The following is a 14,851-nucleotide window of genomic DNA, read 5'->3' as shown; positions in this document are numbered from 1 at the left end:
TTTTTTTACTATTTATTTTCTTTTCTTGTTCCAAATATCCATCATTGCTGCTCCCCATTTAACTGCCTGTGAAGCCTTGTCCTGATTTTCTTCAGATGCGCGGGAAATACTATTGGATAACTGTCTGAGTGATTTATTGAAATCCTTAACCGTTTCACCAATCCCTTTTGCACCATCAAAAACTCCGTTTAATTTTGTGGATTTTTGATTGATATCCTCTGCAAGCCTATTCGTTTTATTCAGGAGTTCCGTTGTTTCAGAAGTAACTCCCTCTAATTGTTTTTCGAGACTTTCCAATGTATTAGAAACATTATTCAAGGTATCCTTCGTTGCTTTCAATGTGATGACAAAATATACGACAAGCACAACAAATGCAACTGCAGCGATTATTGCAGCGATGTATAGCATAATTTCCATAGATGTTACCCCCTTTAAACTGTGTTTGCTAGCCCTTATTTGAAATGGGTTATGCCTGCATATGGTTCATAGTTATCTTCTATAAGTAATACCCGTTATGTGCTGCCTTAAACATTGGATATATATCCCTCTTATAATAACCACTTCGACAAAGATATATGAATTTCCTTTTTTTCTAATAAAAAATTAAAAATTTACTGCATCAGGAAAAGGTTGTCCCTTATTATAGTTCCAGACTCCTGCATCAGTCACAATTTGTAATCCCCTCTACGTATCATACAAATTGTTAACATGAAACATTGGAGTCAGGCGCTTAGGAGACAACCTTTTTTTATTCTCATTTATTTAGCTGTTTTTTCTTGCAGCTTTTCTTCATAAGCTTTCTGGAATTTTTGAATATCTCCTGCTCCCATAAAAACTAAAACACTATCCTCATGTTCAGACAAAACTTCTGTATGGGCCAATTCCAGTAAATTACTGTTATCGATTAAATCCTGCAAATCATTTATGGTCAGCTTACCTGATTCTTCCCTCGCAGAGCCAAATATATCACATAAATATACGTGATCTGCCAGGCTTAAACTGTCAGCAAACTCCTGCAGAAAAGTTTTCGTTCTTGTGAAGGTATGTGGCTGAAAGATTGCAATAACACTTTTATCCGGATATTTTTTCCGTGCAGAATCAATGGTTGCAGTTATTTCAATCGGGTGATGGGCATAATCATCGATTAAGATCTGATTTCCAAATTTCTTCTCTGCAAACCTCCGCTTAACCCCTTTAAAGGAGTAGAGTGCTTTAATTTTTTCAGCATCAATATCCTCATAATGACAAATAGCTATAACTGATAAAGCATTAAGGATATTATGGTTTCCATACATCGGGATTTCGAACGTGTCATAGTACGTATTTCTGACAAACACATCAAATACGGTACCGTTCTCTGTTTCTTTCACATTTTGTGCCTGAAAGTCATTTGTATCCTGAAACCCATAATAAACTACCGGGACTTTTGCCTGGATCTGCTGCAGCTTTTCATCATCACCACATGCGATAATACCCTTCTTAACCCGGTCTGACATGGATTGAAAAGCATCAAATACATCATCAATGCTTGTAAAATAATCCGGATGATCAAAATCAATATTTGTCATAATGGCATAATCCGGTTCATATCTCAGGAAATGACGGCGGTATTCACATGCTTCAAAAGCAAAATACTTACTGTCCACATGACCTTTCCCGGTACCATCCCCGATTAAATAGGAGATGGGATAGGATTCATTTAACACATGTGCCAAGAGCCCCGTGGTTGATGTTTTTCCATGGGCACCAGTTACAGCAATACTCGTAAATTGTTTTAGCCATTCACCTAAAAATTCATGGTATCTGTAAAAGGTGACGCCTAGTCTTTTTGCTTCCTGAATTTCAATATGCTCATCTGAAAATGCATTCCCTGCAATTACTGTATAGTTTTCCTTGATGTTGTCTTCTGAAAAAGGGAGAATTGGAATATTTTTATCTTCCAAAGCTTTTTGTGTAAAAAAAACTTTTTCCACATCTGAACCCTGCACTGATTCCCCAGAGTCATGAAGAATTTGTGCCAGTGCGCTCATTCCAGTTCCCTTAATACCAATAAAATGGTAAGTTGTCATAAAAAAGTACCTCCAAATTGTGCATGAAAAGGATTTAGAAAATTTTCTAATAAAATATAACCATTTTAGTATAGCAAAATATAGTACATAATAAAATAATTTGTTTGCTGCTCCTAGCTATTGCAGTCCGTAATATTCCACTTTTTCCAACCGTGGATTTGGCCGGTAGCGTCTGCCTTCCTTTGCAGAAGGAGTTCCATTTAATAAGACATTGTCCCCGGTAAATCCAATATTAAGTCGTAACAGGCTTCTTCCAACCCCATACATATCAACTGGTACACCATGTTTTTCAAACTCAGTTATCCGCTCTTCCGTGAACCCTCCGGTAACCATAATCTTCACATGGGAAAAGCCTTCTTCATCCAAAGCTTTTCTTAGTGCAAAAAGAAGCTGCGGATTGACGCCTCTTGGGTCAAATGTTCCCATAAGATGATGATTTCTTAAGAAATATTTATCGACAAGCGTGCGTGACGTATCCAAACGCACTGATGTTAATTTTTCCCCAAATTCTCTGGCCACTTTTAACGAATCTGTGATGACGTCATTATTATAATCCACTAGTGCTGCAAGCTCGTCTTCAGGATATAATTCATGATAAGCTTTCGCCGCTGCAACGATATCACCGCGAAACATTTGAATCAATGCATGCGGCATTGTGCCCATTCCTTCCTTCCCCCACCATTCATTCATGGCATGTGTTGCCTGGGCAGTAGAACCTCCGATAAACGCAGCATATCCGTCTCCAGCCTGCTGGGTGTAGTGATCATCTCGATCCCCCATAAAAACAATTGGCTTTTGCTTACCTGAAGTTCTCGCTGCTTTTACCACATTGTATACATTTGTAGCCACCGATGTTCTTCTCGCTAAAATACCGTCAATTATTCCCTCGAGGAAACCAAATTGCTGATATGACCCAGAAACGGTCATTACAGACTCATAAGGACTTATTTTATCGCCATCTTTTAATGATTTTATTTCCAATGTTTCTGGATTGTCTGCAAATGTGTGAAGTAATGCAATAGCCTCGTCAGTACCACATAATACTGCATTTTCTTTTTGAAAAAACTGCATGGTCACATGATTATCAGGTAATTTTTTTTCAGCAATCCTTTTTGTTTTTAAAAAATATACAGCTGAAAACCAGCCTTCCTTAATCCGCTCATCAAATTTGAATGTCTTATTTGTCAGGCGTTTGATTTTTCCGGCTAATTTTTGTTCAATTTCTTTCATAATTTAAGTTTCTCCTTAATGTGTAATAGTGCGTGTTCAAAAAGTTGCCAAATTAGAAGCAAGCATTCGTGCGAGATTCGACACTGATCATTTGGTGACTTTTTGAACAACCTCTATAATCTGTTTCTCTAATCATATATAAATTTTAGCCGGGAAACAAGATTTTAACTATGGTCTCCCATCTGCCTGTGCTTGGTTTATTAATACTTCTCTTGGTTTACTGCCATTTTGACCAGAAATAATCCCCCTGTGCTCAAGGGTGTCAATTAATCTCGCTGCCCGGTTATAGCCAATTTTGAAATGACGCTGCATGAGTGACGTGCTTGCACTGTTTTGCTGCAGTACAAATTGGATGGCTTCATCGAGCAATACATCGGCTTCTTCATCTTCATGAACCTGCTCAAGCAGCTGCTCCTGTTCAAATAAATAATCAGGTTCTGCGATATTTCGTGCATAGTTTGTAACCCGTTCTATTTCCTCATCTGAAACAAAAGGACCCTGCAGGCGAACACTTTTCCCCGCACCATTTTCAACAAAAAGCATGTCCCCTTTTCCAAGCAGCTTTTCTGCACCGCTTGTATCAATAATCGTCCTGGAGTCCACCTGTGAGGACACACTGAATGCAATCCTTGTTGGGATATTTGCTTTGATTAATCCTGTAATAACATCAACAGACGGCCGCTGTGTTGCCAGCAGCAAATGAATTCCGCATGCCCGTGCCTTCTGGGCTATCCGGCTGATCGCATCCTCAACATCCTGTGGCGAAACCATCATCAGATCAGCCAGTTCATCAATAACAATGACGATAAATGGCATTTTTTCTTCCAATCTGCCCTGTTTCAGCACTTTTTGATTATATCGTTCAATATCACGGACACCTTCATGCACAAACTTTTCGTAACGGTCCTCCATTTCATTTACCGCCCATTTTAATGCGGCAGTAGCTGCTTTCACATCCGTAATCACTGGTGATACCAGATGTGGGATGCCATTGTATGGGGCAAGTTCGACCATTTTAGGATCAATCAGCATAAACTTCACATCTTCATGGCTTGCCTTATATAAAAGACTGATTAATATTGTATTGATGCATACACTTTTCCCTGAACCTGTCGCACCAGCAATTAATCCATGCGGCATCTTCTGGATATTTGTAATTACTGGGAGTCCTTCGATGCTCAGACCAAGTGCAATAGATAAAGGTGACTTGCTCTGCTTAAAGGCTTCTGCTTCAAAGATCCCCTGCAATCCGACCATTTGCGCATTTTTATTAGGAATCTCTATACCAATTGTATTTTTTCCCGGGATTGGTGCCTCAATCCGGATATCTTTTGCAGACATATTCAACTTCAGATCATCACTCAGATTTTTAACCTTACTCACTTTCACTCCTAGTTCAGGCTGCACTTCAAATCTTGTAACGGAAGGTCCCTGTGTTGCGTTTACCACTTTTGCCCGAACATTAAAATGCTTCAGTGTTTCCTCAAGCAATCCCTGCTGCTGTTTTACCCAAAGGCGGTCATCGTTGCTCTTTTCAACAGGATCATTTAACAGATGATATGGAATTGATTGCTGTTCCGGTGAAGGTACTGGCTTAATTTCTTTTTGTTTATTCCTTTCCAATAAATTCTTTTTATCTCTTGGCGTCATCATTACATTATATGGACCGTACTGCACACTTTTTTGATTACGATTTTCATGGTCATTTCTGCGCTTTTGAAAAGCTGTTTTATTTGTACTGTTTTCTGTTTTTCTACGCTCATGCTGCTGTTTTATTTGTTTTTGCTCCGCCGGTCGAACCTCTTCCTTTGTACTTGCTGCCTCATTATGTACTTGGTTGAGAAGTGCAGGCTCTTTATTCGGTTCCTTCACAGGTTGTTCGTCCATGCTTTGGTGGTTTGGGTCTTGCTGCTGGATTGGCTGCAACTCAGTTTTTTGATTCGAGTCCTCCTGCTGGATTGGCTTTATTTTACTGTACGGCTTCGAACTTTGCTGCTCTTCTGGTTGTCTTTCAGCTTGCTGAACCGTGTTTTTCTGCTGTATAGGGCGGACCGGGCTTTCCTGTTCCATTACATCCCTTTTCGTTGATTCCAATTGATTTGGCTGCCCATTTGCAGACAATTCATTCTGTGTTTCCTGCTTTTCTTCCTTTTCCCGCTTCCGTTGAAATGCAGGCACCTCTTCAATTTCTTTAATTTCTTTATCTTTTTTTCTCGGTTGGAACCCGTAAATTGGAGATGGTACTTCAGTTGGCTGAAACGGAATACTTGATTCCTTTTTATATACTTTGCTGCTAATTCGATTTGGCTGCTGTGGCTCCGTCCTTCTATTTTTTCCTGACTCACTCTTTCGCTGATATGCGGGCTTTTCATTCATTGCTGTATGAGTTCTTTTTCTTTGGGCTGAGGGTCTAACCTTCGCATCTTCCTCTTTCACATCAGGAATTACAGGAAAACGAAAAGATTTATTCTCAGGATATTTATAGGTCATTTTTGCATGGACATTTTGATTTTGCTTTATTTTTCTTGATTCATCGATTTCTAGTTCTACTTCCTCATCTATTTCTACTTCCTTATAAAATAGAGCTAATAATTTATTTTTCCATTGCTCCAACACATTCATTCACTCATTTCTTTGGTCATTAAATCTGTAAAAGAGGATGTTTAAAAAGAGATTTCTATCCTCGTTTCTATCTATTTTATCAGTTTTTGAAGTAATTGGTAGACTGCGTTCAAAAGAAAAACAACCCTTTATGAAAAACAATGGGTTGTTTTAAATTTTTAAAAGGAGAATTCATCACCTGGCGTATAGGAATCATCGAGAACATAGATCCCTTTTTCTTCTGGTGCATTCGGCAATCCAAGCTCTTTCTGCGAGCATATCATACCATTCGAAGGTACTCCTCTTAATTCTGTCGGTTTTATTTTCATTCCACTTGGCATCACAGCGCCAACCTTTGCAACAACAACTTTCTGTTCCTTATCGATATTTGGTGCACCGCACACAATCTGCAATGTTTCATTCCCTGTATCAACCTGGCAAACACTTAGTTTGTCTGCATTCTCATGTGGTTCTTTACTTTTTACATATCCAACTACGAATTTAGCACTTAAATCAAAATCAAGCTCGTCCTGCAAATTATTCTCCTGGAATAACTTTTCAATTTGTTTCAGCAATTCTTCAGTTAGTTTAATTTTTCCTGTCCCTGTAAAGTTCAAATGCTTTGAAGCATCAAAAATATTATATCCAAGAACTTCTCCATCGGTTGATGTTATCTTGGTAATGCTGCCATGGTTTACATGGGTAATTTCATAGCGGTCCCCATCTTTTAATGGGATCATCAGTACATCGCCAATCCCTATTGGATTATAAAATACATCCATCTTTTTCAAATCCTTTCCTGCAATTTATCTTTTATTTTAGCTGGTTACTTAAAGCATGTTGTTGTTTGCCATAAAATCTATAGAATGCGAACTACTTAGCATCTGCTAAAATCGCCGTTCGGGATCGCTCCGGGCGGATACTTTCCGCGGGCACGGCCTCAGCCTCCTCGAGAAAACCACTCTGCGGGGTCTTCGGACTCGTGCTATTCCCGCAGGAGTCACCGCCCTGCGCTCACCCGAACTGGTGAGGTACTTCTATGCTTGTATTGATTACTATTGCTCTTTATCAGCAGTAAACTGATACTAACGAAGTGTATTTCCGGAACGAGTTTTAGCACCCAACCAGTATTCACATGGGTGAACACATCACAGAAAAGTATTTTCGCTACGTCGCCTTTTACATCAACTGCGAGGATTAAAAAGCAACAGTATTTTGATGGGGCGAACGAAGTGCAGTCCCAAAATTTACGAAAAGAGCCTTTATTTTTTCGGACGATTTTTTGCCAGAATAAATATGGGTTCCAGTTTCTTATCTTCATAAATGAGAGATAAGGAAGTAATTGGAATTCTTCCTTCTGCAAAAAACTTCATCGTCATTTGTGCTAATATATCATACCCTGTTTTGTTCTGAATGTCAGCTATAATCAGTACATCCTGATGCGGTACAGCTACAGCAAGGTCTCCCTTAGCATTTGCTTTCATTTCCTCCAAAAAGGCTTCATTCAAAATCCGGCTGGCATCATAACCATCCTGTGACGCAACAAAATAGAAATCATTATCTGCTACCCGGTCTTCTTTAAAGTCAATCGACAAAGAACGAACATTAAATGTCGCGATTTCATCGATTCTTTCCTTGGTCCAGCCTTCATTTTCAAGTAATGCTTCATCAATTAAGCGATAGGATTTCCCCATATCAAGTGCGTAGAAAATGCGTGTTTCAGCAGTATGATCTTTGCACACAAGCTTTGCACCAGATTTCGTTTCTGTTGGAAAAGAAGTTGCCCTTATTACAGGATAAATATTCTTTTCCATTCCTGTCAGGTTGTATTCTTTATTCATGATTCTAAGGGCTTCGGTAATATGGTCAATCAACTCATCAATGGCTACTTCCCCGCGCTGATTGTATTTCGCAACAACATTGGGCAACGTAATGGTTATCCCCTGTTTAGATTCTTTCCATTCAATCCGAAACGTATCTTTATCCCTGTTAAATGAAGTCCGGTAATTTTCATTTGCAAGCCGGTCTTCCAATATTTTTTTAAGTTTAATACTATTCATTTTCATTGTGCTTCTCCTTTCTGCAAGGAGGAAAATTTAAGCAGGCAATCCGTTGATAAACTGAACAATTTCCTCTTTTGTTTTTCGATCCTTGCTGACAAATCTTCCTGCTTCTTTGCCGTTTTTATAGGCAAGAAAGCTGGGAATGCCATATATATCATGCTCTTGGCATAGTTCAATAAAGTCATCCCGGTTCACTTCCACAAATGTATATTCAGGAAATTCAGTTTCAATTTCCGGCAACACCGGCTCAATCACACGGCAATCCGGACACCATCCTGCTGTAAAAAGCATAATCACATTTTCACTTTTTGCAAGTTCATTATATTGTTCAACTGTTTCAAGTGTCTTCATCATATCATCTCCCACACATATCATAGCTTGGTTTTAGTCAGCTTTCAACTATCAGGTTTTATGGCTGCATATTAGCTGTAAAGATGAAAAAAGCTGCCCGTATACCGGCCAGCTGCGTATTTCTTCTAGCTTTCTTCTGTTGCTTCAGCTGCAATTGATTTAGCAATTTTCATCAATTCTTTTGCGTCATCATCCATTTTCCCTTTATCTGTGTAGGTTGTAATTTTCGCCCCGCCGATTCCAATCTGTAATTGATAGCCTTCCCCCTCATCAGGGAGGACCGAAACATAGCCGAATTTTTCTCCATCATTGAATGATTCCAGCAGCAGTGCATTGCTGTTTTGAACTGCATTAAAATTCAGTTCACTTAAAGCGCCCTCATTTTTATTATAAAAAATAATATATGTCTGATCTCCATCAGTTAAAACAAGATTGCTTTTGTCTTTACTTTCTACTTCCAATTTATCCGGGAGATAAAAAGATTCCCCATAATGTTCAAAGTTCGCTTCTGCTGCTGTCTCACTTTTAAACGTATCCTCAGTAATCGCCAAAGCGTCCGCGATTGCATCTTCTTCTGATTTCATACTGCAGGCACTGAGAGCGGCCGTCAGTATTAGTACCGCAATGATTAGTTGTATTGGATTCTTCAATTTTTGTTCCTCCTGTATAGTACCTTTAACCTATTTAATATAATACTATGAGATTGAAATTTTTCAATCATAGTTTTACCAGGATTGTGAGAAAAACACCCAAAAGTATATAGTTAGTTCAGCTTTCTTGAAGGAAACCGGTAAATTGTATAGAATTATTAATAAATAGATAGAAAAATTTGGAGGGATCTAACGATGGAACTGACTGTTTATTTAGCAGGACAAATTCATGATGACTGGCGTGACCAGGTTGAACAAAAGGCAAAGGAAAAAAATCTGCCATTAACATTTGTGGCTCCGCAAACAAACCACGATCGTTCTGATGATATTGGGGAAGATATTTTAGGAAAACAGCCAGGAGATGTATATAAAGACGATGCTGCTTCGAGTGTAAATAATTTCCGCACCCAAGTGCTGATGCAAAAATCTGATGTAGTAATTGCACTGTTCGGTGAAAAATATAAGCAATGGAATACCGCTATGGATGCAAGTGCTGCAATCACCATGAACAAACCAACGATTATCATCCGGCCTAAAAACTTAATCCATCCATTAAAGGAGCTTTCCAATAAAGCAAATGTCACGGTGGAAAACGTGGATCAGGCGCTGGAAGTTTTAAGCTATATTTTTGAATAAGATTTGTTTGGGCAGCGAAGGATGACTTCGCTGCTTTTATTTAGGTTGGGGTGTGAGACTGCATGAAGTTGAGAGACATAGGCGTAAAGTTGAGAGATAACTTTGGATAGTTGAGAGTAAGGTTCTCAAAGTTGAGACAAAGCTCTAAGTAACAGGGTTATCTCTCAACTCCGGCCCAGGGTCTCTCAACTTTTATATGCTTTCTCTCAACTTTGATACAGTGTCTCTCAACTTTCAGCTAAAGTGCCGCAACCCCACAGACTTACCTGCTGTTAGTCCAGTACTCCCACTGGCCCCTTAACAGCTTAACCACATGTTCAAACATTTCCTGCCGTGAAACCAGTTCATTTGTAAATATGCCGATGGCGCCTTCCTTTTTTCTGACTTCCTGTTTTTGTGCGTAGACATCCATCACATCACCCAGTTCTTTGCCATTTTTCAGTTCCAAATCAATTTCTTCAGGCAACGCAATTCTGGCTCCACTGGCTGTATAGATTTTTTTATCCTGTGTTACTAGCGCTCCCCAGTTACATAAAAATAATTGGTCTCCAGCGTACATAACTCCACCCTCTAGCCCAACACCAAGCCCTTTGGAACTGGATTCCGTACAATGAACTGCCCGATTTATAGCACCCTGCCGTGTTTCTTCATCAGAAAATGGCTGTGCAGCTACATTGGAAGGTACATCCATTGATTTAACCACATGCTTCGGAAAAATTTCCTGTACTGCTTTTATTTTTGTTGGATTTTCAGATCCGATAATAATCTCCACGAGTTGTTCATCCTTTACTCAAAAAATTGCCGCTACCAGTATGGATAGCAGCAATTTCATTCATTAGCCTAATTTTCGAATTTGATCCACTGTAGTTTGATTGGTTTCTTTTACAAGTTTTACAATTAATTCCTTCGCTGCTGCGTAATCATCCACATGAATGATCGATGCAGATGTATGGATATAGCGGGAGCAAATTCCAACAACCGCAGATGGAACACCATCACCCGAGAGATGGACCCGGCCTGCATCCGTACCACCCTGGGAAATAAAGTATTGGTATGGAATATCATTTGACTCAGCAGTATCGAGAACAAATTCCCGCATGCCGCGATGTGTGATCATGGAACGGTCAAATATCCGGAGCAATGCGCCTTTTCCAATTTGCCCAAATGCATCCTTATCACCTGCAGCATCATTTGCCGGCGAAGCATCAAGTGCATAGAAAATGTCTGGTTTAATCATATTTGCCGCAACCTGGGCCCCCCGCAGTCCTACTTCTTCCTGAACAGTTGCACCGGAGTACAGCTGGTTATCCAGTTTTTCATTCTGCAGTTCTTTTAATAATTCAATAGAAAGCCCGCATCCATAGCGATTATCCCAGGCTTTAGCCAGAATTTTTTTATCATTCGCCATTGGTGTAAAAGGTGTAACTGGAACGATTTGCTGTCCTGGCTTAACACCTATCTTTTCTGCATCTTCCCTATCATCTGCTCCAATATCAATTAACATATTTTTGATTTCCATTGGCTTTTTGCGCTGTGCATCTGTCAGGTTATGTGGCGGAATGGAGCCTATCACGCCTATTACCGGTCCATTTTCTGTCATGATCTGAACACGCTGTGCCAGCAGTACCTGGCTCCACCAGCCACCCAGTGTTTGAAAACGGATCATCCCATTTTTCGTGATTTGAGTTACCATAAAGCCAACCTCATCCATATGGCCAGCAACTAAAACCCGTGGACCTTCCCCTTTTTTCACTCCAAAAACGCCGCCAAGGTTATCCTGAATAATTTCATCGGAGTACTTTTCCAACTCCTGTTTCATGAAGGAACGTACAAGATGCTCATTTCCCGGTGCACCCTGCAATTCTGTTAAATTTTTAAAAAGATCCAGTGTATCCTGGTTCATCTAAACCCCTCCACTTTCCATTTATGTAATATAGTTAGTATAACGGAAACTATCAGTTTGTTTCCACCATTCGCACATCGCAATGTATGATTTTCTATTTTTTTATATTTAAGGTATACTGATTATTGAAGTACTTTTGACAGGATATACTTAAATTATAGCTAGAGGTGAAAATAAAATGAGTGTAAAAAGAGCAGTTCTTGCAGCAGGATTAGGTGTAGCTGTCGGTTATATCGCTAAACAGCAGATTGATCATTATCAAAAGATCACACCAGAAAAAGCATTGAAACTTGCAAAAGAAACCTTTAAGAAGAACGGTCCGATCAGCGGCTCATGGATTTATATGAAACCAGAGGAAGTTGAAAAAAATGGACTTCTTTACAATGCTTATCGCGGCGGCGTTACACGAAGCATTGATGGTGAAAACAAGCAATATGAATTTTATGTGGACGTCGAAACAGGTGCTGTAATTGAATCGGTTCAAACCGCATAAAAATCAAACAAAAACACTCAGATCAATCAAATCTGAGTGTTTTTTTACACTATAACATAATTTTTTCTGTTATTTTTTCTCATTGATAAATGTGGTAAGTGCAAATTCAATTAATGCTAAAATAGCCATACTTAAACCGAAAATAAAAAGGGGGAAAACGATTATTGATAGAATGATTGATGAATAATCTAACTTTGTATTCCGTTTTACCAGTACATCTTCCATCATGAATATAGCTGAAATTAAAGTCGCAATCACTTGTTCACATTCTGGTTATAAGGTGATTAACCGAATTACTTTCTATTTTCCATCACTTCAGCTAGTGCCTTAGAATTTAAATCTTTTTCCTCATACAGTTTATCAATGATATTCTCATAGTCCTCTTCATTTCGATTTTGGCTTAATTTATAAGCAGCCTGAACTTCTTGTATTTTAATTTTAAATCCAACAATACCTTTGATTTGTTTTTTAGTTTGCGAAGAAAGATTCTCCCATAAAGCTGGATTTTTGCGATGCTGCTCATATTTTTGCAAAAGGACTTTAAGGTCTTCTTGCAATTCCTGTTCACTCATTATACTAGCTGTTCCATATATATGGACAGATTGATAATTCCATGTTGGCACATTTTCAGACTTATACCAAGAAGATGAAATATAAGCGTGCGGACCTTGAAACATTACAAGCACATTATCTACCTCAAACGTTTTCCACTGCGGGTTTGCATAAGCAAAATGTCCGGTTATGTAGTAATCATCCCCTTGTTTGTGTAACTCCAATGGCAAATGTGTAGCTATAGGTTTGTCTTGTTCTGTCGATACAATTGTTCCAAAAGAATTATGCTGAATAAATTCTTTGATTTCAGCAAAGTCTGTGACCTTAAAATGCTTTGGTATATACATCATAATCCACCTTTCAAAAGATTAATTAAGTGTTTTCATCATGATGAAGTCTATTTGTTCTTCATCACCCATATAAAAAGAGTGGGCTCCAGTATGAACAAACCCCATTTTCTTATAGAAAGCAATAGCATTTTCATTCTTTTCCCATACACCTAGCCAGATATTCTTTTTATTATTTTTCATTGCAATTTCTATGGCTTTATCAAGCAGATACTTACCAAGTCCATGCCTTTGGAATTTGTTCTTTATATAAATCCTCTCTAACTCAAGTGATTCATCACCCATCTCCTCAGACTGAGCCTCATTGGTATTGACCTTTAAATAGCCAGCAACTTCATCGTTGTAGTAAACAAAAAAGAATTGGGAGGAAATATTGGATAATTCTTTTTTTAATTGTTTTAAGTTAAATGCCTTTTCCAGATAGTTTTTCATATTTTCGGGTGAATTCTGGTCCTTAAATGTCTCATCAAATGTTCCATAACTAATTTCATGAAGTATGTGTAAATCTTCAATTGAGTGACCCCTTTCTCGGATAAACAAGGATGAAATTAAAATAAAGATTTAGTAGACTATACCCTATCATCCGGAATTTATCTTTGAACGAGTATATCTATCTCATTTCCATGTTTTTTTTAAAAAAAGAAACCCTTGTAATCGTACGAAGATGAGTCAAGGCACGCTAAGGCTATAAAGCTGGTCAATAAAACTCCACGTCCTGAGGCTGCACATTGTCCACTTCACCAAAAATGACCACCAATTTGATGGTCATTTTCGCTTATGTTTTTATGCTGTAATTGGCAATGAAACCCGCTCTGTTGAACTAAATTTTTTGATAAACGTTTGTGTTACTTATATTCATACCTCACCCGTTCAACTTCATCTATTTTCTCACCATCTTGATCAAATCGAACTGCCCGGTAATAGGCATCATGGTAAAAGGTATACCATGCCTGTTTCTCATAACCCAAATTCATCCATTTTTCCTTTTCATGGACAGATGTTACTGGATAATCATCATAGGCAAGCGCCCATAGTTTATTCTGGTGGCCGTGTGTTGGCATAATATCAGCCATGTGGATAAAGCATTCATCCCCTTCTTCAAAAATAAGAATACAATGACCATCACTATGCCCCCCTGTATGAATCATCCGAAGTCCAGGAACAATTTCAATTTCATCTTCAAATGTTTTCATCTGGTCCACAATTGGCTGCCAGTTCATTTCCCAGTACGTGTTTCTGGACCGGATATTGGGATTTCTCATTTCATTCCATTCCACAGCTGACGTATAAATCGCTGCATTTTCAAAAACAGGTGCGTATGTATCCCCGGTTTTTTTCGTCAACCCACAGGCATGATCAAAGTGAAGATGTGTCATTAAAACTGCATCAATATCATTAACAGTCAGGCCAATCCCCTCAAGTGATTGTTCAATGGAGGACTCTTCCAGAACTCCAAAGTTCCGTAATTGCTTATCTGTTAACTTGTCATTTCCCATTCCTGTATCAATCAGATAATTTCTTCCGTCAATCTGTAGTAAAATCGGGTCTGTGCGTAGCTCAATCAGGTTTTTATCATTATGTGGATACTTCCTGCTCCACAATGCCTTTGGCACAACACCGAACATTGCTCCGCCATCAAGGAAGTTAACTCCCCCATTGAGCCATGTTAAACTTGCTCTTCCTACCTGAAGTTTCTCCATTTATTCATCCTCCTTGCTCTCTATATAAACAGTTTATAGCAAAGTCGACTATTTCTGCAATCGCTGTCATTGTTTTTCGGTAAAACGACATACCGTTTAACGCACAAATAGTACATCCATTAACATAGTTAATAGCACTCCTATTTTTGTTGATATTTCAATGTTTTTAAAGGAAATATAATAGAGGAAGTATAGCAATTAGCACCCTTAACAGCGTATTGACAATGGATATTGTTAGTGTGAGGATAGGGATGCT

Annotated in this window: 16 protein-coding genes; 2 read left to right on the top strand and 14 right to left on the bottom strand. The window is 38.7% G+C overall.

What is annotated here, in order from left to right; genetic code table 11:
* Positions 1 to 12: 12 nt before the first annotated feature.
* From CIL03_RS00660 to CIL03_RS00625, 8 genes are all read right to left on the bottom strand, one after another.
* Positions 13 to 417: a DUF948 domain-containing protein gene (locus CIL03_RS00660; RefSeq protein WP_094883286.1), complete on the bottom strand. Its 405-nt coding sequence runs from the start codon at positions 415 to 417 to the stop codon at positions 13 to 15.
* A gap of 341 nt (positions 418 to 758) precedes the next feature.
* On the bottom strand, positions 759 to 2,069 hold the full coding sequence (murC, locus tag CIL03_RS00655) for a UDP-N-acetylmuramate--L-alanine ligase (protein ID WP_094883285.1): 1,311 nt from the start codon (positions 2,067 to 2,069) through the stop codon (positions 759 to 761).
* A 117-nt stretch (positions 2,070 to 2,186) separates the two neighbouring features.
* Entirely contained in the window at positions 2,187 to 3,299 is a 1,113-nt protein-coding gene (locus CIL03_RS00650; RefSeq protein ID WP_094883284.1) for a nicotinate phosphoribosyltransferase, read from the bottom strand.
* A gap of 168 nt (positions 3,300 to 3,467) precedes the next feature.
* Positions 3,468 to 5,915: a DNA translocase FtsK gene (locus tag CIL03_RS00645; protein WP_240507975.1), complete on the bottom strand. Its 2,448-nt coding sequence runs from the start codon at positions 5,913 to 5,915 to the stop codon at positions 3,468 to 3,470.
* A gap of 164 nt (positions 5,916 to 6,079) precedes the next feature.
* A complete protein-coding gene (gene ytpR, locus CIL03_RS00640; RefSeq protein WP_094883282.1) occupies positions 6,080 to 6,682 on the bottom strand; it encodes a YtpR family tRNA-binding protein in 603 nt (200 codons plus the stop codon).
* Between the two features lie 480 nt (positions 6,683 to 7,162).
* The gene (locus tag CIL03_RS00635; RefSeq protein ID WP_094883281.1) at positions 7,163 to 7,966 is read right to left on the bottom strand and encodes a DUF1444 domain-containing protein; all 804 of its coding nucleotides are present in this window, start codon (positions 7,964 to 7,966) and stop codon (positions 7,163 to 7,165) included.
* 30 nt (positions 7,967 to 7,996) lie between these two features.
* Positions 7,997 to 8,314, bottom strand: a complete 318-nt coding sequence (locus tag CIL03_RS00630) for a thioredoxin family protein (protein ID WP_094883280.1) — start codon at positions 8,312 to 8,314, stop codon at positions 7,997 to 7,999.
* Positions 8,315 to 8,439: 125 nt separating this feature from the next.
* Positions 8,440 to 8,964, bottom strand: coding sequence for a hypothetical protein (locus CIL03_RS00625; protein WP_094883279.1), 525 nt, complete (start codon positions 8,962 to 8,964; stop codon positions 8,440 to 8,442).
* 195 nt (positions 8,965 to 9,159) lie between these two features.
* On the opposite strand from CIL03_RS00625, the gene CIL03_RS00620 reads away from it, so the two are divergent.
* Entirely contained in the window at positions 9,160 to 9,600 is a 441-nt protein-coding gene (locus tag CIL03_RS00620) for a YtoQ family protein (RefSeq protein ID WP_094883278.1), read from the top strand.
* A 262-nt stretch (positions 9,601 to 9,862) separates the two neighbouring features.
* Here the strand turns inward: CIL03_RS00620 and CIL03_RS00615 are convergent, their stop codons facing one another.
* Together CIL03_RS00615 and CIL03_RS00610 are read right to left on the bottom strand one after the other, a co-directional pair.
* The gene (locus tag CIL03_RS00615) at positions 9,863 to 10,372 is read right to left on the bottom strand and encodes a DUF84 family protein (protein WP_094883277.1); all 510 of its coding nucleotides are present in this window, start codon (positions 10,370 to 10,372) and stop codon (positions 9,863 to 9,865) included.
* Positions 10,373 to 10,435: 63 nt separating this feature from the next.
* The gene (locus CIL03_RS00610) at positions 10,436 to 11,503 is read right to left on the bottom strand and encodes a M42 family metallopeptidase (protein WP_094883276.1); all 1,068 of its coding nucleotides are present in this window, start codon (positions 11,501 to 11,503) and stop codon (positions 10,436 to 10,438) included.
* 178 nt (positions 11,504 to 11,681) lie between these two features.
* On the opposite strand from CIL03_RS00610, the gene CIL03_RS00605 reads away from it, so the two are divergent.
* Positions 11,682 to 11,996: a PepSY domain-containing protein gene (locus CIL03_RS00605; protein WP_094883275.1), complete on the top strand. Its 315-nt coding sequence runs from the start codon at positions 11,682 to 11,684 to the stop codon at positions 11,994 to 11,996.
* Positions 11,997 to 12,065: 69 nt separating this feature from the next.
* Here the strand turns inward: CIL03_RS00605 and CIL03_RS00600 are convergent, their stop codons facing one another.
* The 4 genes from CIL03_RS00600 to CIL03_RS00585 all read right to left on the bottom strand — a co-directional run bounded on the left by CIL03_RS00600 (position 12,066) and on the right by CIL03_RS00585 (position 14,595).
* Positions 12,066 to 12,254, bottom strand: coding sequence for a hypothetical protein (locus tag CIL03_RS00600; protein ID WP_094883274.1), 189 nt, complete (start codon positions 12,252 to 12,254; stop codon positions 12,066 to 12,068).
* A 35-nt stretch (positions 12,255 to 12,289) separates the two neighbouring features.
* Positions 12,290 to 12,895 (bottom strand): FMN-binding negative transcriptional regulator, encoded by a 606-nt coding sequence (locus CIL03_RS00595; RefSeq protein WP_094883273.1) that lies wholly within the window; start codon positions 12,893 to 12,895, stop codon positions 12,290 to 12,292.
* A gap of 21 nt (positions 12,896 to 12,916) precedes the next feature.
* Positions 12,917 to 13,435 carry a spermidine/spermine N(1)-acetyltransferase gene (paiA, locus tag CIL03_RS00590; RefSeq protein WP_094883272.1) on the bottom strand — a complete coding sequence of 173 codons (519 nt, stop codon included), beginning with the start codon at positions 13,433 to 13,435 and terminating at the stop codon, positions 12,917 to 12,919.
* 305 nt (positions 13,436 to 13,740) lie between these two features.
* Complete coding sequence (locus CIL03_RS00585) at positions 13,741 to 14,595, bottom strand: YtnP family quorum-quenching lactonase (RefSeq protein WP_094883271.1); 855 nt, start codon at positions 14,593 to 14,595, stop codon at positions 13,741 to 13,743.
* Positions 14,596 to 14,851 lie beyond the last annotated feature (256 nt).

Source organism: Virgibacillus indicus (genome assembly GCF_002266285.1).
GTDB lineage: Bacteria > Bacillota > Bacilli > Bacillales > Amphibacillaceae > Virgibacillus_K > Virgibacillus_K indicus.
The sequence above is the reverse complement of the archived record's forward strand: the minus strand, read 5'-3'. Positions and strand labels throughout refer to the sequence as shown.